This is a genomic window from Paenarthrobacter sp. CM16 (assembly GCF_013179505.1).
In the GTDB taxonomy this organism is placed as follows: domain Bacteria; phylum Actinomycetota; class Actinomycetes; order Actinomycetales; family Micrococcaceae; genus Arthrobacter.
The window spans coordinates 1-16,337 of record NZ_JABMCX010000096.1; the positions used below are offsets into that span (position 1 = coordinate 1).

The 16,337-nt window shown below is 63.1% G+C and carries 14 protein-coding genes and 1 pseudogene; 3 read left to right on the forward strand and 12 right to left on the reverse strand.

The features are described 5' to 3' along the window. From HP499_RS10460 to amiA, 4 genes are all read right to left on the reverse strand, one after another. A partial coding sequence (locus tag HP499_RS10460) for a YcaO-like family protein (RefSeq protein WP_172324013.1) occupies window positions 1-1,263 on the reverse strand: 1,263 nt, incomplete at its 3' end. Window positions 1,264-1,279: 16 nt separating this feature from the next. Further along, on the reverse strand, window positions 1,280-2,380 hold the full coding sequence (locus tag HP499_RS10465; protein ID WP_172324014.1) for a CocE/NonD family hydrolase: 1,101 nt from the start codon (window positions 2,378-2,380) through the stop codon (window positions 1,280-1,282). Continuing rightward, entirely contained in the window at window positions 2,380-3,114 is a 735-nt protein-coding gene (locus HP499_RS10470; RefSeq protein ID WP_172324015.1) for a hypothetical protein, read from the reverse strand. Before HP499_RS10470 ends, HP499_RS10465 begins: the two co-directional genes overlap by 1 nt. Window positions 3,115-3,196: 82 nt before the next feature. Next, the gene (gene amiA / locus HP499_RS25135) at window positions 3,197-3,298 is read right to left on the reverse strand and encodes a streptamidine family RiPP (RefSeq protein WP_253951516.1); all 102 of its coding nucleotides are present in this window, start codon (window positions 3,296-3,298) and stop codon (window positions 3,197-3,199) included. A gap of 105 nt (window positions 3,299-3,403) precedes the next feature. Between amiA and HP499_RS10475 the strand changes: the two genes are divergently transcribed. Together HP499_RS10475 and HP499_RS10480 are read left to right on the forward strand one after the other, a co-directional pair. Beyond that, window positions 3,404-4,624: a hypothetical protein gene (locus tag HP499_RS10475; RefSeq protein WP_172324016.1), complete on the forward strand. Its 1,221-nt coding sequence runs from the start codon at window positions 3,404-3,406 to the stop codon at window positions 4,622-4,624. Further along, window positions 4,621-6,348: a prolyl oligopeptidase family serine peptidase gene (locus HP499_RS10480; RefSeq protein WP_172324017.1), complete on the forward strand. Its 1,728-nt coding sequence runs from the start codon at window positions 4,621-4,623 to the stop codon at window positions 6,346-6,348. Before HP499_RS10475 ends, HP499_RS10480 begins: the two co-directional genes overlap by 4 nt. Here the strand turns inward: HP499_RS10480 and HP499_RS10485 are convergent. The 6 genes from HP499_RS10485 to HP499_RS10510 form a co-directional block, all read right to left on the reverse strand. Beyond that, the gene (locus tag HP499_RS10485) at window positions 6,342-7,400 is read right to left on the reverse strand and encodes a cation diffusion facilitator family transporter (protein WP_172324018.1); all 1,059 of its coding nucleotides are present in this window, start codon (window positions 7,398-7,400) and stop codon (window positions 6,342-6,344) included. The genes HP499_RS10480 and HP499_RS10485 overlap by 7 nt on opposite strands. Further along, the gene (locus HP499_RS10490) at window positions 7,397-7,762 is read right to left on the reverse strand and encodes a metalloregulator ArsR/SmtB family transcription factor (RefSeq protein ID WP_172324019.1); all 366 of its coding nucleotides are present in this window, start codon (window positions 7,760-7,762) and stop codon (window positions 7,397-7,399) included. Before HP499_RS10490 ends, HP499_RS10485 begins: the two co-directional genes overlap by 4 nt. A 95-nt stretch (window positions 7,763-7,857) precedes the next feature. Continuing rightward, window positions 7,858-9,624, reverse strand: a complete 1,767-nt coding sequence (locus tag HP499_RS10495; RefSeq protein ID WP_172324020.1) for an ABC transporter permease subunit — start codon at window positions 9,622-9,624, stop codon at window positions 7,858-7,860. Next, window positions 9,624-11,150, reverse strand: a complete 1,527-nt coding sequence (locus tag HP499_RS10500; protein WP_172324021.1) for an ABC transporter substrate-binding protein — start codon at window positions 11,148-11,150, stop codon at window positions 9,624-9,626. Before HP499_RS10500 ends, HP499_RS10495 begins: the two co-directional genes overlap by 1 nt. A gap of 35 nt (window positions 11,151-11,185) precedes the next feature. After that, a complete protein-coding gene (locus tag HP499_RS10505; RefSeq protein ID WP_172324022.1) occupies window positions 11,186-12,064 on the reverse strand; it encodes an ABC transporter ATP-binding protein in 879 nt (292 codons plus the stop codon). Then, a complete protein-coding gene (locus tag HP499_RS10510; protein WP_216659913.1) occupies window positions 12,061-12,846 on the reverse strand; it encodes an ABC transporter ATP-binding protein in 786 nt (261 codons plus the stop codon). Before HP499_RS10510 ends, HP499_RS10505 begins: the two co-directional genes overlap by 4 nt. Window positions 12,847-13,021: 175 nt before the next feature. On the opposite strand from HP499_RS10510, the gene mtr reads away from it, so the two are divergent. Further along, entirely contained in the window at window positions 13,022-14,431 is a 1,410-nt protein-coding gene (gene mtr, locus HP499_RS10515; RefSeq protein WP_172324023.1) for a mycothione reductase, read from the forward strand. A gap of 25 nt (window positions 14,432-14,456) precedes the next feature. On the opposite strand, the gene HP499_RS10520 is transcribed toward mtr, so the two are convergent. Together HP499_RS10520 and HP499_RS10525 are read right to left on the reverse strand one after the other, a co-directional pair. Then, on the reverse strand, window positions 14,457-15,512 hold the full coding sequence (locus tag HP499_RS10520; RefSeq protein WP_172324024.1) for a 2,3-butanediol dehydrogenase: 1,056 nt from the start codon (window positions 15,510-15,512) through the stop codon (window positions 14,457-14,459). A gap of 81 nt (window positions 15,513-15,593) precedes the next feature. Beyond that, window positions 15,594-16,220: pseudogene (locus tag HP499_RS10525) on the reverse strand (NAD(P)/FAD-dependent oxidoreductase); the annotation flags it as partial. Between the last annotated feature and the right edge of the window lie 117 nt (window positions 16,221-16,337).

The following is a 16,337-nucleotide window of genomic DNA, read 5'->3' on the forward strand; positions in this document are numbered from 1 at the left end:
GGGTACCAACCCTCCCACCACTGCGCGGACTACGCTCAGGCCGGTGCCGCGGACATCGGGGGTGGTCAGTTCACGGGTATACACGGTGTGGCCGCCTGCCTTGAGGCGCTCATGGAGTGCCGGCATGGACACGTAGTCCACGGCGCCGATATCCACCACGCCACCTGCGGGATGGGTGAACCTGTCCGCAAGGTGGTGTGTGCGCGGGTCCAGCCACACCTGCACGTGCGCTCCAAGGTCACGGACTTCGCTGAAGTGGGGGCCAACGTCATCGAGGTACCGGCGGTCCGCACGGTGTTCCAGGTACAGGCCTTTAGCCATGAGCCCTGCTTCCACGGCTTGGAACACCCACCCGTCGGCGTCGGTGGCGCCTTGGGAGTAGATCCAGGTGTGGACAGCTTCCAGTACTGCTTTGCGTGCGGCCTCGGCGGGATCGTTCTTGCATGAGAATCCCGCGGCATACAGTCCGGTGTCCGGATCGAACACCAGTGCTGCCATGCACGACGCGAATTCGCTGGGCATTTCCACCACCCAGTACCGCAGGTGGCAGCCTTCCATGGCCTCCACCAGCCCAGGAACACTTGCCGTTCTGATGCCTCGCGTGGGACCGCCAAGGTGCCACCACAGTTCAAGGGCATCGCGTTCCACGATTTCCAGCACGGCCCGGTCGGCGGCGTCGGCCGGACCTTGTCCCGTGGCGATCCCGGCATAGTTCAGATGATGAATCCGCGGCAGGTCCCGGAATCGCCGCTGCCGCCAGTTCAGCAGCGTAAGGCTCGCCGGAAGCCAGACCTCCGCCTTGTCCGGTTCCCGCATGCAGGCTGTCCACAGCGTTGGAGTATCGTGCTCGAGGTTCCGGTAGGGAAATGCCTCCTGCTCCAGCTGCCAGCCGGCGAATTGCGGCAGTTCCTGAAGTCCGACGGCGGTGCGGCCTGACGCTTCGAGCTCACGGGCCGTTCCGGTGAAGTAGTGCTGCTCAGGGAGCTCCCCGGGAATGAAATTGCCGCAGTAGCGTTCCATGCCTTCTGCAACAGCGGCGATCCAGGCCTGCCTGTTGTCGCCGAAGGTGGTGCCCAGCGATACCCGGTCGGCTGGCCAGTCACCCAGCCACCGGGCATTGGACACTTCAGCAGTCATGGAGGTGTACGCCGGTGGTGCGTTATCCGGGGTCATGACTGTGCGCACCCTGCGGATAATCCCTGTCTGCTCGTCCACCAGGGTGTGCAGGGGCAGGAGGCCAAGGGCTTCGGCTGTTGTGGTCATGATTCTCCGTGGTTGTTCATTGATGCTGAAGCGAGTCGATAGTGCAGGGGGCCCAGCCCCAGCTTCCGGCCAGGTCATGGTGCTGCCAGTGCAGGACCGGCGGCCGGGCGAGGCCTGCAGTGCCGGCTCCGTTGTCGGCGTTTGGTGCAGGATCATTCCCGTTGGCCGTGGCCAGGAAGTCCTTGATCCGTGCCATCAGGCCGCCCTGTTCGCGGAGGGCGGCGGTGGTTTCGTCGTCGAGGTCCCTGGTCAGTCCGTGCCCCCACGGCCCCCACAGGGTTTGCACCACCGTTCCCGGCACCGCGCTGCCCCAGACCTGCGCCAGCGCCAATGCTTCTGCAGCAAAGAAATCGTCCCGCCCCGAAATCATCAGGAGCGGTGTGCTGAGCTTGCTGTAGAGCGCATGGAGGTCAAGGGACGGGGCGTCCCACAGCTGCCGCCAAGTATCGCTGGCACCAGGACCATACTCGTCATCCCGGAACAGGCCGTGGAGCGCCAGGTTCCTGCCGCGGATCTTTGCCTGTGTGGTCCTGTAGTGGAGCTCTGCGGGATGGAGTGGTTCCTTGGAGGTGCTGCCGAATCCATGCTGGTGCCACCATCCGATCCTGTCCCGCAGCCGAGGTGTGCCGTCAGGATGACGCGCCGTTTCGTGGAGTCCCAGGGCCGGCACCATGGCTACTATGGCGAAGGGAATGACCTTGGACGTCTGGCACGCTGTTGATGCAGGTACCCGTTCCAGTTCCAGTTCCAGTACACGGGCTGCTTCCACAGCGCAGTGGGCGTCGTAGGATGCGCCGGCCAGGATCAGCGGTCCGCGGAGCAGGTCCAGGGCGGCGAGTTTTTCCGCAGTTTCAGCTCCGTCCCGTCCCTCGATGACGTAGGGGCGCCACTCGCCCTCGGATCCGTAACGGCCCCGGACATCCTGGACCACCACGTCATATCCTGCCCGGATCCAGGCCCCGGCCTGGCCGGTGTACTGACTGCGGCCGTAGGGCGTCCGGATCAGGACCGTACCCAAGGGCTCTTCCCTGATGGAAGAACGATAATGGTCGGTGGCCAGGCGGATGCCGTCGTCAGCGTGAATCGGAACGGAATGCGGAGCTGTTGCGGGAATCATCACCGCGTTCCCTGCCGGTTTTCATCCAGGATGGCAGGCTCCGGGAAAGGCAGCACCGGGTGCTCAGTGGCTACCATCGTTGCGGTGTCGAGGCGCCAGAGGGTGCGTCGGAGGCCAGGAAGTGCAGGGGAATCCTGTTGCCACGCGGCGATGCTCATGAGCAACCGGGCCTTCACCAGTCCCAGTGCCGTATCTTGCAGATCAAGGTCCGTTGATGCTGCGGGCGTATCCAGCCAAGCCTTCAATTCAGCGGCGGCCGGTGAAGCGGCAAGTCTGCGCCGGAGCACCTGGGACCCGGTGGGATCCTCGGCAGAGACGGCCAACGGATCGATGAAGACAAGTTCGCCTTCACGGTAGCAGCGCAGCACCGCGGTCCCCTTGCCGGGGAGCTCGTCGTAGACACGGCGCCCGGCCGGCGAGCCCGCGACATGGAGCAGCAGACCTCCTGGTGCGTGGCCGGCGTCGTCCTTGACCACGGTTGCGGCAACGCCGGACTCTTCCAGGAAGCAGAGGAGCCCGGCTGCTTCGGCAGCGGAGGCTTTTATGTCAATCCGTTCGCGTCCAGCACGGGGGCGAACAGCGGACTGGCGGCGTTGAAGAAGTTCCTGGCTGAGCCGGGCGGCGAGAGGCGCACCGGCCTCCGCCGGGGCTGCGAGATGAAAGAAGGCACCGTCAGCGCTGCGGATCGTCGTTTTTCCCGCGACGTCAAAGGTGTCTACTGCTGCGGTGCCCATGGTTTCCTTCCGGATGTTCGTGAGGATGTCGGCGAAGCTAAGGGGGCGGGCGCGCCGGCGCACCCGCCCCCTGGCTTAGTGACTAGTCGAACGGGTTTTCGACCAGTGCGTTCGAGTGAGTCGCGGACAGGTGCGCCAGCTGCTCGGTCTCTTCTACTTCAACCAAAACCGTGGTCTTGTCCATGGTTGGTCTCCTTTCGGTGGTGGTGTTTATCGCGGCTTTTGCTGCGACAACTTCACACTATAGTTAATGAGAATGATTCTCAAATTAACAATTCCAGGGGGCTCAATGACTGAGGAAGTACTGATCGTGGCGGACCAAAAAGCCGGCAATGTGCAGTTCCTGAACCCGCACACCGGCCACGTCAGACGGCGGCTCAACTCCGTGGTCCTGGCCGAACACGCGGGTTTCCTACCGTTAGGTGGAGGAAAATCTGCCTTCATCGACGACGCCGCGGGTGCCCTGACCATCGTCGACGCTTTCGGCGAAGAGCCACCCCTCACCGTCCCCGTTGCCATACCCGGAGAACACCTGGCGTGTGACCCGACAGGCCGGTTCATCGCGGTCACCACGGGGCTTGGCCTTTCCTGGGAACCATGGAGCGATCTCCTCACCGTTGTGGACCTGAAATCCGACGGCGGCCCCACCTCGCGCCGGATCCGCACCCGCGCGGGGGAACCGGGCGTGGTGGTGAGTGAGACGCCCAACGGACCCGCCGCCGTCGTCCGTCACCGGGAGCCCGGCGGCATCGAGTCCTTCAGCATCAAAAGAATCCTGGAGGAGGGCGTGCACTGCCCACAGATTCGCGGGCAACAACTCAGCGCTTCTCCCGACGGCCATGGCGACGCCTTCGACCCCGCCACCGGCACCATGTTCGTTGCCACGGGTGGAGGCTTGGAGCGCTTCGATGTTCGAAAATCCCGGCCGGAAGCCCTCCCCTCCCTTGATTGGGGCGTCCCTGGCCGGGCATATTTCCTACGATTCTGTCCACGGCGCCGCGTTCTGGTAGCTGTCCTGCGCGAGGGCGGAGCGGAACCACGCAACTGGGCTACGTGGAACAACACGCTGTGGGTCCACCACGTGGACAGCAACCGGACCGAAACAGCGCCCCTGGGGAAAGGTTTGGTCTTTCGCTTCGCACTCACGGCCACTGGCATCAGCACCGCCCAGGTACACCCCGACGGCGACCAACTCGCCGTGCACCACCTGGGACCAGCCGGGCATGGCCTCAAACTCCGCGGCACGTGGGAGCTTCCTTCCATGGAGGGGGCTCCGCGGCCCGGGCATGAGCCGTGGGACAACGCAGAGCGGCGGGCCATTGCCGCCTCGCCTTCATCCGAACTCGTCGCCGTGACCCGCGGCGGGCACAGTGAGGTCCATGTGGTTGAGACCTCGGTGCCCGGAAGCCCACTGCGGACCATCACCCTGGACTCACCACTGCACGACGGCGGCCACCTCGCCTGGGTATCGTCTGCGGACGCCGCTCCGGGCGACACCGTGGGCCGATGACTGACATGGACACCACGATTCCCGGCAAGGAAATGCGCCCATATTTCCGTGCCCTGCTGGAACGCTGGGACGCCACGCCCCGCCAAGGGCTTCCCCAGCTCGCAGGTGGACAGGCGGCCTTCCTCTGGCGCGGGCCAGATGATGCTTTCGCTTCCCTGTTCCTGGCCTCAGAAGAGGAACTCCGCGACGCGTGGGGTATCCACCAGCGCCGTTCTACCGCTGCCGAGCCGCCTGGCAGCCGGATTCCCATGCCCCCGGGTACCGTGGTGCGCGGCTTCACCCTCGCCCCGGACGGAGGGCGGGTCGCGGCCTTATTGAGCACGCGGCACAGTGAACTCGCAGAGGTCTATGTCCTCGCCCCCGGGGAGGCTCCCCTCAACGTCCCCGGCGCAGCCGTCTGGTACGCCGCCACGCAATGGCATGCAGACGGGAGCGGCCTCTGGATCCTGAATGGCAAGCCGCCACAGCAGAGCCTCACCCACTACGGCCTGGACTCCGGGCTCGCTGAGGACGTCCCCTTCCCTGACGACCTGGGCCCACTGTCGGGATGCCGACTCTCCCTCACACGTGCTGACGGGGCTCTTCACCTGAAAGCCAAGCGCCCCGGGAGCGATACCCGGATGTGGGAGCTGACCTCAGGTGCCTGGCATCCCTCTGCCGTGCCGACGGCACCTGCCGCCCGCCTTGCTGTGATGGAGGATGAGGACGGCACCAGCCTTGCATTGGATGGTTTCCCTGTCCATCGGCTGTCTCCAGCGGAGCACCTGCAATCGTTCAACGTCCATGACCGGGGAGACTCCACGCTTCTGTGGCTTCAAACAGCCTCCCCGGAGCGGCCGTCATGTGTCCTCTGCCTGGAGATCCCTTCACGGACCAGCCCTCGGCACCCCAGTGATTCCTTGCCGGCCTCCATCATTCATCGAAAGGTGAAAGCCCGGGCAGGTGACGGCGTCGACATCCCCCTGGTCGTTTCCGTTCGAGCCGAAGATCTCGGTCCTGACGGGAATCCGCTCCGGCCGCTGCCGCTGATCCTCACCTGTTACGGAGGTTTCGGCGTGAAGCACAAGACTGAAGCCGAACCGAGCGTGCCGGCCTGGCTGGAAAGCGGAGGCGTTTATGTGGCTGCGCAACTGCGGGGTGGCGGAGAGCAGGGCGGGACGTGGCATGAAGCGGGGCGCGCGTCCAAAAAGATGCGCACCGTCCAGGACCTCATCGACGTTGCCTCCTACCTGGTGGGCGAAGGCTGGAGTTCGCCGGAGCAGATCGTGGCCTTTGGAGCCTCCCATGGCGGCATGGTTGTTACCGCGGCAGCACTTTGCTCACCGGCTTCTTTCGGCGCAGTCGTGGCCGTTGCCCCTCTGCTGGACACGGTCAATCTGCACCGCCATGGCTTGGGCAGGCAATGGGCGCACGAGTTCGGCACCGATGGTGAAACTACCGACGAGCAGCGCGCAGACTACTCCCCCCTTCACCTGCTGAGACGGATGAAAACCTCCGCCGCCGGGTTACCGCCCATGCTTTGCTGCCTGTTGGGTCGTGACGAACGCGTAGACAACAGCGCCGCCGTCGAGTTTGTCGCCGGCATCCGCCGCCGCGGCGGGCGCGCATGGCTGTTCAATGAGAACGACGGCGGGCACGGCCAGCGTGCTTCTGCGGATGTGCTGGCCTTCTCTTCAGCCGTATTGGCATTCGCCGCCTCGGTGTCGGCAGCCACGCTTCAGTGAGCGGGGAACCTGCTCTGGTGCTCCTTGCCGGGGGTGACCGCGGTGAGGAGCATGTCATCTATCTTCGGCAGCGCATGCTTGAGACGATGTTCGGCATCATGGGTGATCTCTTCAGCGCTGAGGAGATCAAGCCCGGCATTGACCGTCAGTGCCGCCGTGCCCTGGAGCCGATGCCCGGACCAGCGCAGTTGAAGCCGGGGAACACCGAGGACCCCCGGGGTTTCCCCCAAAGCCTTCTTGGCCGTTTCAACCAGGTCCGGTTCGATGCCGTCCATCAAGCGCCGTCCAATGCTTCTGACAGTGCCCCATAGCAAGATGAGGATGGCCGCTGATATCAAAAGGCCCACGATCGGATCAGCCAACGGGAAGCCCAGCATGACACCGATGGCGCCGAGGACCACAGCCAAGGACGTGAAGCCATCCGTGCGGGCGTGGACCCCGTCAGCTACCAACGCCGCTGAGCCGATGCGGCGGCCAACGCGGATACGGTAGATCGCCACGGCCTCGTTTCCGGCGAACCCAATAAGACCTGCCGCGAATACCCACCAAAGGTTGGTCAAGGGTTGAGGATTCACAAGGCGGTCAACGGACTGCCAGGCTGCCACGACCGCGGACAAAGCGACCACCGCAACGATGAACAACCCGGCGAGGTCTTCCGCCCGCCCAAACCCGAACGTGTACCGACGGGTCGCCGCTCGCCGCCCCAGGATGAAGGCGATCCAGAGCGGGACTGCGGTCAAGGCATCGGAAAAGTTGTGGATTGTGTCGGCCAACAGGGCCACCGAACCGCTGATGAGAACCACAAAAAACTGCAGCACCGTGGTTGCCAGCAGGAGGATGAGACTGATTTTCAGGGCTTTTATGCCCTCGGCACTGGCCTGCACCGCATCGTCGATCGAATCGGCGGCATCGTGCGTGTGCGGAACAAAGAGTTCCACCAGCCAACCTTTGAAACCGGAGTGGTGATGATGCTCGTGCTGCTCCCCTGAGCCTTGGCCGTGGTGGTGGTCATTTGCGGAGTGATGATCACGGACCGGTCCGGGGTTAGTCATGTCGCAGCCTGCTTTTCATTGCGGTGATGTGCCGGTTCTCCGCCAAGAGCGTGCTCGGCCTGGAAGATGGCATCTGCCACCAGCTGCCGGGCATGCTCGTTCTCCAAGCGATACAGGACCTTGGTGCCATCCTGACGCGTGGAAACCATTCGCGCCAAGCGCATTTTGGCCAGATGCTGGGATACAGCCGCCGGGGATTTTCCAAGCAGCTCAGCCAATGCCCCTACTGCCATCTCGCCGTCCCTGAGGGCCAGGATGATTCGAACCCGTGTTGCGTCGGCAAGCATGGAGAAGACTTCAACAGCCAGTTCCACGTACTGGCTATCGACCCCCAAGGAGCACATTCTGTTATCTGCATTCATACGCAGATAATTACATAAGTGACGGCGACGACGCTACCCTGACAACTTCCAATGCACTGTCCAGGGAGCTGAGACGATCCCGCGAACGCATGGAATCACCTGGCTTTGACGCGCGCCGGGGCCGGATATCGTCGGGTCCGCAAAGGGTACTTGCCCAGGCTTGCAGTTGAGACAGCCAGGATGGATGACAGTGCCAGGGCCAGAGCCGGGGCAAGGATGGCCCAGGGTGCGCGTTCCACATAATTGATGCCTTCTGCCAGAATCAGCCCCCATTCCGGTGCTGGTTGTTGCGGTCCCAAGCCCAGGAACCCGAGGGCGGCCAGCGCCAGGGCAGTGCCTGGGATCCGGAGCATGGCGTGCCTGAACACCGAAGGGAGAGCGGCTGGGAGAATATAGCGCCACAAGGTTCTGACCCGCCCAACCCCAAGGACCGGGAGAATTCCCACGTATGGCCGGGCTCTGGCTTCCTGGACAAGTGCTGCTGTGTGAGCGGCCAGCGGCGCCCAACCGACCAGCGTCACCGCGATCGCCGCGCCGTGGGCCGAGGGGCCGATTATCGCAGCCACTATCAGTCCTACGAGGATGGGTGGGGCTGCGTTGGCTACTTCCACGGGGCCGGTGGCGGCCAACGGGAACATCCCGATCACGAGGCCGATCGCCAAGCAGGCCAAAACCACCAACAGGGAGGTTCCCAACGTCGACATGGATCCGTGAGCGACGCGAGCCAACAGATCGCGTCCGCTCGCGTCCGCGCCAAAGGGCAGCAAGAGCGATGGTGCCGCGAGCCGGGCATGGCTGGAAGTGAAAGGGTCACGCATAAGTCCGCCGGCCATAATGGCGGCCAGGGCTCCTGCGCAGGTCAGGGGCACCACGGCGTCCCATCGCCTGGCGGCGCGAACAGGGGGCGTCATGGGCATGGTGCCGGATCGGAGTGCCGGACCCAGCAGGGCGTACCGTGCCGCCGTTGCGAGGGAACCAACAATGAGGGCCGTCGCGAGCAGGGCCAGCATGCCGGCCTGCAATGCGGGGATATCCTGGGCACTGGCAGCTCCCAGGATGGTCCTTCCCAGTCCAGGGATGGCGAAAACCTTCTCCACCGCTACTGCACCGCCGGTAAGGCCGATGATGATGAGGGCGATTTGGTTCAGAACGGACGGCAAAGCCCGACGCACAACGGCTGCGCCAATGGCCGCGGAACCGGCTCCGGCAGTACGCCAGGTGGTGGTCCATTTTTCCGCCAGGGCTGCACTGATGGCCTCCGACAACAGCCGTCCTGCCAGTCCGCCGGCTGGTACGCCCAGGGCGAGGGCCGGTAGTACCGCGTGGTGGATTCCCTGCCAGCCGTAAGGGGGAAACCAGCCCAGCCAAACCGCTCCGATGACCAACAGCATGGATGCGAGCAGAAATTCAGGAAGGGACGTCAGGGCCGCAGCCGCGGCCCCCGAATCCCGCGCAGCTTTTCCAGCAAGACCGCGCACCATGGCAGGGATGCACAACAACACAGCCACCGAGGCTGCCACCACAAGGGCGCAGGCCATGAGGGTGAGGGAAACACCCAAGGCTGTCATCGTTCCCGGACCAACCGGCGTATTGGAGATCCAGGAGGTTCCAAGGTCGCCGCGAAGCAGGCCACCCAGCCACCCCAGGAAGATATGGAACGGCCCTTGGTCGAGCCCCAGTTCTGCCCGGATCGCGCCCAGCGCTTCATCGGTTGCTTCCCGGTCCGCGTATCTGGCACGCAGAACGGTGTATTCCGGACTTTGAGCAGACAGCCAAGGCAGCAGGCCGATCAGCAGGATCAGTCCCCCGAAGGCCAGCGTGCGGGAAGCCGTAATTTTGATGAAGGCCGGGCAGCGAAGCATTATTCCCTGATTCCCGTCCGGCCGGTGATCAGTGCCCGCTCCCGCGGGTCCCGTTCAACGTCCCGCACTGAGGCAGATTCGCCTTGGATGACACGTTCGTGCAGCAGGGGTATGGCGGCGTCCTGCGACAGGATCAGGGCTTCGGCCGCGGCTATTGCGGTACGGCGTTCCGGCCCTGCCGGGATGGCGGCAGCTTTTTCCAGGGCAGCGTCAACCTCCGGGTTGCAGAATTGGGAGATGTTGAAGGACCCGTTGCATGAGAAGTCACTGTAGAGGTAGGCCACAGGGTCACCGGAATCCAGGATTGTTGCCCGGGAAAGGATGAACGCATCAAACTTTCCTTCCAGCGCATCGGACTCTATGTGCTGGTATTCGCGGACGTCCTGCTCCACGATGAACCCGGCGGCTTCGAGTTGCTGTTCGATCTGGACAGCTACCTCCGGAAGTTCGGCCCGGTCCGTGAAGGTACCAAGGCTGATCCGCACCCCGTTGACCGGTGCTGCGGGGACTCGCTTGGCCAAGGTCTCGGCGTAGGGAGCACCTTCACGTTCTTTTGCCGCCCAAGGCAGCGCAGGACCCAGCAGGCCATTGGCGGCATCCGCCCGCCCCTCATACACGCGCTCAACAATGGTGGCGCGATCGATCGCTTCCCTCGCAGCGGCCCGGACGGCCGGGTCTGCAAACGGCCCTGAGGTGTTGTTGAGGTAGACCGTGTTGGTCCGGGGCATCGGAACCTCATGGATCAACGCGGGATCGATCTGACCCGCCTGGCCAACAGGAACTGCTTCGACGACGTCGGCGGTGCCGGTTCGCAGGGCCGCTGCCCGCGCAGTCCCGTCAGGAACAAATTGGACGTCCAGCCCGCTGCTGGCCGTTTTTTCTCCCCAGTACCCGTCATAGCGGTTCAGGGTTGCCGACGTCGTTCCATCAACCTTTGCCAGTACGTAAGGGCCGGTGCCTGCATTGATGGGGCTGACGATGCCCCCGGGCTTATAGGCCGAAGCTGCCAGGATGGACAGCTGCGGGCTCGAAAGGCGTTGCGGGACCAACGGATCATCGGCTTCGGTCGTGATGCGGACAGCGTGGGTGCCCTCAGGCGCGGCGGTGAGTTTGACGCCGTCGAGTATGCGCGGCTTGGGGCTGGCGGTGGCCGCTGCGGTCAAGGACGAAGCGACCTGCTCAGCGGTGAGGGCAGTCCCATCATGGAAGGTGACGCCTGTTCGAAGTTCAAAGCGCCAGTTCTTGCTATCCAGCTGCTCCCAGGCGGTGGCGAGGGCCGGCTGGGCCTCCCCCATGGAGTCAAGAACCACCAGGGTTTCGGCGGTCTTCCACCGGGAAAGCTTGAAAGCATCATCACTCAGGGGCGTGAGGCCGGACCGCGGCGGCTGCAACATCGCTATCTTGATCCGGGCGTCGGCACTGCCCGTCGCTGCCGTTTCGGCAGCGGCGAAGCATCCGCTGAGGCTGAGGGACACCGTTGCTGCCAGAAGGAATGCGGCGCCTGTTTTTAGGCGTGAGGTTGCCATGGTTGTTACCTGTCTATTTTGTGGGTGCTTTGTGTCTATGGCTGGAGCAGCATGGTCCCGTTGCGACCATGCAGGCCGGAACGGTTGTACGAAGACTGCGAATCTGCCATCACGGTGTGCTTGGCAGATTCGGACATCGCAGGCAGTCCGGGAACAGCCGCGATGAGTTGTCGCGTTACCGGATGGGAAGCCTCTTTCAGCAGCCTCGCCGTCTCCCCTTCCTCGACGATTCGTCCTGAGGAAAGGACAACCGTGCGCTGGCAGAGTTGGGCGACGGCTGCCAGATCGTGTGAAACAAACAGCAATCCCATCCGATCCCTGGTGACCAGCCGGCCCAGCAGATCCAGGACCGTATTCCGTAGCGGCAGGTCCAAGCCACTGACTGGCTCATCGGCGAGCAGAATCTTCGGCGAAGTAACCAAGGCACGGGCTATAGCCACCCGCTGGTTCTGGCCTCCGGAGAGTTCGCCGGGGCGGCGGCGGACGTGGGCAGGGTCAAGCTCAACCCGCTCCAAAGCCTCTTGGATCATTCTGCGGTGATCGCCGCGTACCCGGAGTTGATGAAGGGGTTCCTGCAACAGCTGCTGGATGGTCATGCGCGGGTCAAGGCTGCCTGCCGGGTTCTGTGGAACGTACTGAACGATTCGGCGGTACCAGCGCAAGGACGCAACCGAACCTGCCCTGGCTGGCCTGTCGTCCAGCTCGACGACGCCGGCATGCGGCTTGTGCAGGGCAAGCAAAGTACGCAGCAACGTTGACTTCCCTGAGCCGGAGCTTCCCACCAGGGCGATGCTCTGGCCTGCGCCGACGGAGAGTGAGACGTCGGTCAGCGCTGCCGTTGCAGGTTTTGCCTGCCACGGCTTCCCTCCGCTGTAGCGGTAGCTGAGGTTCAGGCCCCGAAGCTCGGTGCTCATGCTCCGATTCCTTGCCTGAGGACCCGGCTGCTGATTTGCGCCGCGTTGACAAGTTCCCGGGTATAGCCGTGTTCCGGTGCCGCCAAGAGTTGCTCCATGGGTGCCTGTTCAACAACCCTTCCCGCGTCCATCACCACGGCGCGCGTGCATAGGGATGCTGCAACTGACAAGTCATGGGTAATGAACAGCAGCGCTCCGTGGTCCTCCGCCTCATCCCTGATGGCCTGTAGCACCAGGCCCTGACTGATGACGTCCAGGGCGGTAGTGGGCTCATCGGCAATCAAGACCGTGGCGCGGCAGGCCAGCGCCAGGGCGATGGTTACCCGCTGCAACTGGCCGCCGGAAAGCTCCCCACTGAAGCGGGATAGCATCCCCGCAGGGTCCGTCATGCCCACATTCGCCAGCAACTCCACTGCTTTTGTGCGCGCCTGCGAACGTGACAGGCCGGTTTTCAGCAGCGGAAAGGCCAGCTGCCTCCCGATGCGGACCATGGGATTCAAGGCAGTGGAGGGGTCCTGATGGACCATCGCGAATTCTCCTGGCTCGCCGAGCGCGCGCGGACCCACAGGCAGGTCCCGGCTATTAATGGCCATGGAGCCGGATACCGTCATGTCAGGGTGCAGCTGTCCCAATATGGCCGCAGCGGTGAGGGACTTACCGGAGCCCGAGGCTCCCAGGAGGGCAACTCGTTCTCCAACACCCACGAAGAAGGAAACGCCGGTCAGCAGGCTTTGCCCCCGGAGGGACACAGACAGATCCCGGACGACGAGGGCAGCGGACATGATGGTTTCTTTCTACGGTGCAATCGCGGTAAGCCCGCGCCTAAAGGCTATCAATAATCATTCGCATTATGAAACCAATCGCGATGGAGTGTTCGCACAGTTCCCGCATGGATGCCCAAACGCGGGACCCGACTTTCAGTAGGGTTAGGGTGACCCCGGAATGAGGACCGCCCCCATGAACACCCCTGCCAGCAAGACTGCCGTGGATCGGCACTACGACCTGATCATTATCGGCACAGGTTCCGGGAACTCCATTCCCGGGCCTGGGTTCGAGGACCAATCGATCGCGATCATCGAGAAGGCATCCTTCGGCGGAACCTGCCTGAACGCAGGCTGCATACCGACCAAAATGTACGTTCACGCCGCCGATGTCGCGCTGCAGACCGCCGGGTCCGGAAAGCTGGGGCTGGACGCCGAGGTCAACTCCGTTGACTGGCAGGGTATGGTGTCCCGCATCTTCGAGAACCGCGTCGACCCCATCGCCGCTGCCGGTGAAAAATATCGCCGCGGACCAAAGACCCCGAACATCGACGTCTATGACCAGCACGCCGTTTTCATCGGGGAACGCACTTTGCGGACCGGCCAAGGGGCCCGCCAGCGAACCATCTCCGGCGACCAGATCGTCGTCGCCGCCGGTTCCCGGCCCGTCATACCTGAGGCCATCGCTGACTCCGGCGTGCGGTACCACACCAACGAGGGCATCATGCGGCTGCCACGGCTGCCCAAATCCCTGGTGATCATCGGCGGCGGGTACATCGCCATGGAGTTCGCCCACGTCTTCGACGCCCTCGGCACGGACGTCACTATCATCGCCCGCTCCACGCTGCTGCGGAACCTCGACCAAGACCTCCATGATCGCTTCAACGCCCTGGCCGCCGAACGCTTCGACGTCCGGTTCGGCCGGACCACAATCGGTGCCGATCACACTGATGAGGGGATCAATGTCAGGCTCGACGACGGCTCCACCGCCACCGGGGAGGTACTGCTGGTAGCCGCAGGGCGCATACCCAACGGAGACCTGTTGGACCTGCCCTCCGGCGGGATCGAAACGATAGGTCACGGGCGGGTCAAGGTCGATCAGTTCGGCCGGTCAACCTCGGCTGCAGGTGTTTGGGCCTTGGGCGACGTCTCCTCGCCCTACATGCTCAAACACGTGGCCAACGCCGAGATGCGGGCCGTGCGGCACAATCTGCTGAACCCGGAAAAGCTGCAGAAAATGCCGCACCACCATGTTCCCGCCGCCGTCTTCACCCATCCGCAGATTGCCACGGTCGGCATGACCGAGGCACAGGCCCGCAAAAACGGCCACAACGTCACTGTCAAAGTCCAGGGCTACGGGGATGTCGCCTTCGGCTGGGCCATGGAAGAGACCACCGGTATCTGCAAACTCATCGCCGATCAGGACACCGGCAAACTCCTCGGCGCACACTACATGGGCCCACAAGCATCAACCCTGATCCAGCAAATGATCACCGTCCTGGCCTTCGACCTCGACGTGCGCCGGTTCGCTGAAAACCAATACTGGATTCACCCGGGACTTCCCGAAGTCACCGAAAATGCGTTGCTCGGGCTCTCGTTCAACTAACCGGGTCCAACCAGCTGAGCGTCGGTTATGGGTGGACGAGTATTTTCACGGCAGTGTCATTGTGGTTGATCAAAGTATTGAAACCCTTCTCCACCAGGTCTTCCAACGCGATCCTTCCGGTGATGAAGGGCTTGAGGTTCACTTTGCCATCCTGGACCAGTTTTATGGTCTTGGGGTGATCACGCACATAGGCGATGGTGCCGCGTAAATCGATCTCTTTCAGCACGATTTTTTGCATGTCAACGGTTGCCGGTCGACCCCAAATGGACACATTGACCACCACTGCCGTCGGCTTGACAGCTTCAAGCAGGGAATCGAGCACGGCGTTCACACCGGCACACTCAAAGGCGACATCTGCGCCCACGTTGTCCGTTATCTCCTGAATTCGTTGTTGAAGGTCTTCCTGGCTTGGGTCGATCACATAATCGGCCACTCCGCTGGAGTGGGCCTTTTCCTTACGCGCTGCGCTGAGTTCGCTGATGATGGTGGTGACGTCCATGCTTTTCAGCACGGCGGCCGTGAGCAGCCCGATCGGACCTGAACCGCCAATGAGCGCGACGTCCCCTGCCTTGGCGCCGCTTCGGGTTACAGCGTGGTGGGCAACCGATAACGGTTCGATCAACGCCGCCTCATCCAGCGGGATGTCCCCGATCTTATGGACCCACCTCTTATCCACAACAATCTTCCCGCTAAGTCCGCCACCGCCACCGGACAGGCCAATGAAGCCCATCTTGGTGCACAGATGATAGTTGCCTGCTTCGCAGGGCGGACATTTGTCGCATACAAAATAGGGTTCGACGACGACGTTGTCACCGATTGCCAGCTCGCCAACACCCTGCCCTACCTCCACGATTGTCCCGGAGAATTCATGTCCCATGATGACCGGGGATTGTTCTCCGGACAGAGGATGGGGATGTCCGGGTGCGGGAACGAAGATGGGCCCTTCAAGGAACTCATGGAGATCGGTCCCGCAGATTCCGCACCAGGCAACCTTGATTTTCACCATCCCGGCCCGCACCTGCTCCTCCGGTACATCCTCGATCCGTACATCATGGCGTGCATGGAAACGTGCTGCTTTCATTTGTCCTTCTTCCTTTGTCGTAGGCACGGCAGCGGCTGCGGCTGCGCACTGTCAGCGCAGCCGCAGCGCCAGGCCGGTTGATCAGCGGGTGTGGTGGGTTGCCTGAAGCTCAAACACCGGCGTGGGCAGTCCCTCCATCCGGGCCTTCAGTTGCAGGGCCAGGTAGTTGGAATAGTGTCGGCTTTGGTGCAGGTTGCCGCCATGGATCCAGAGGTTCTCCACGTTGGTGGGCTTCCACATATTCCGCAGCTCACCCTCCCATGGGCCAGGGTCCTTGGGAGTTTCGGATCCATAGCCCCAACACTTTCCCACCCTGTCTGCGATCTCGGGTGAGATGAGGTCTGCGAGCCAGCCGTTCATGGATCCGTAGCCGGTGGCATAGATGATCACGTCGGCTTCAAGCTCGGTTCCGTCACCCATCACCACAGCGCTGCCGGTGATCTTGCTGACCTGGCCGTTGGCGAGCTTCACGCGGCCGTCGATGATCAACTGGGAGGCACCGACGTCGATGTAGTAGCCGGATCCGCGCCGCAGGTACTTGAGGAACAACCCGGAGCCATCCACTCCAAAATCCAGTTCGAAACCGGCAGCTTCAAGCTGTGAGTAGAAGCCGGCATCACGTTTTGCCATCTCCTGGTAGACCGGAATCTGGGCCTCCGGAAGGACCCGGTACGGCAGCGAGGCGAAGAGAAGGTCGGCTGATTGTGTCAACGTGATCGGAGCCCACTAGGACGGCCCGAACGGTACCCACCAGCCGGACGCCCGGGGACGATGTTGCGAAGTTGCCCAGGCGTTCTTTGTCTGCGTTCTGGCGCTGTGAAACCA

What these genes read in the sequence shown, in the direction of transcription:
- mtr (WP_172324023.1), top strand. Translation starts at nt 13,022, where the DNA reads ATGAACACCCCTGCCAGCAAGACTGCCGTGGATCGGCACTACGACCTG.
- HP499_RS10505 (WP_172324022.1), bottom strand. Translation starts at nt 12,064, where the DNA reads ATGAGCACCGAGCTTCGGGGCCTGAACCTCAGCTACCGCTACAGCGGA.
- HP499_RS10490 (WP_172324019.1), bottom strand. Translation starts at nt 7,762, where the DNA reads ATGAATGCAGATAACAGAATGTGCTCCTTGGGGGTCGATAGCCAGTAC.
- HP499_RS10480 (WP_172324017.1), top strand. Translation starts at nt 4,621, where the DNA reads ATGACTGACATGGACACCACGATTCCCGGCAAGGAAATGCGCCCATAT.
- HP499_RS10500 (WP_172324021.1), bottom strand. Translation starts at nt 11,150, where the DNA reads ATGGCAACCTCACGCCTAAAAACAGGCGCCGCATTCCTTCTGGCAGCA.
- HP499_RS10465 (WP_172324014.1), bottom strand. Translation starts at nt 2,380, where the DNA reads ATGATTCCCGCAACAGCTCCGCATTCCGTTCCGATTCACGCTGACGAC.
- HP499_RS10510 (WP_216659913.1), bottom strand. Translation starts at nt 12,846, where the DNA reads ATGTCCGCTGCCCTCGTCGTCCGGGATCTGTCTGTGTCCCTCCGGGGG.
- amiA (WP_253951516.1), bottom strand. Translation starts at nt 3,298, where the DNA reads ATGGACAAGACCACGGTTTTGGTTGAAGTAGAAGAGACCGAGCAGCTG.
- HP499_RS10470 (WP_172324015.1), bottom strand. Translation starts at nt 3,114, where the DNA reads ATGGGCACCGCAGCAGTAGACACCTTTGACGTCGCGGGAAAAACGACG.
- HP499_RS10475 (WP_172324016.1), top strand. Translation starts at nt 3,404, where the DNA reads ATGACTGAGGAAGTACTGATCGTGGCGGACCAAAAAGCCGGCAATGTG.
- HP499_RS10495 (WP_172324020.1), bottom strand. Translation starts at nt 9,624, where the DNA reads ATGCTTCGCTGCCCGGCCTTCATCAAAATTACGGCTTCCCGCACGCTG.
- HP499_RS10485 (WP_172324018.1), bottom strand. Translation starts at nt 7,400, where the DNA reads ATGACTAACCCCGGACCGGTCCGTGATCATCACTCCGCAAATGACCAC.
- HP499_RS10520 (WP_172324024.1), bottom strand. Translation starts at nt 15,512, where the DNA reads ATGAAAGCAGCACGTTTCCATGCACGCCATGATGTACGGATCGAGGAT.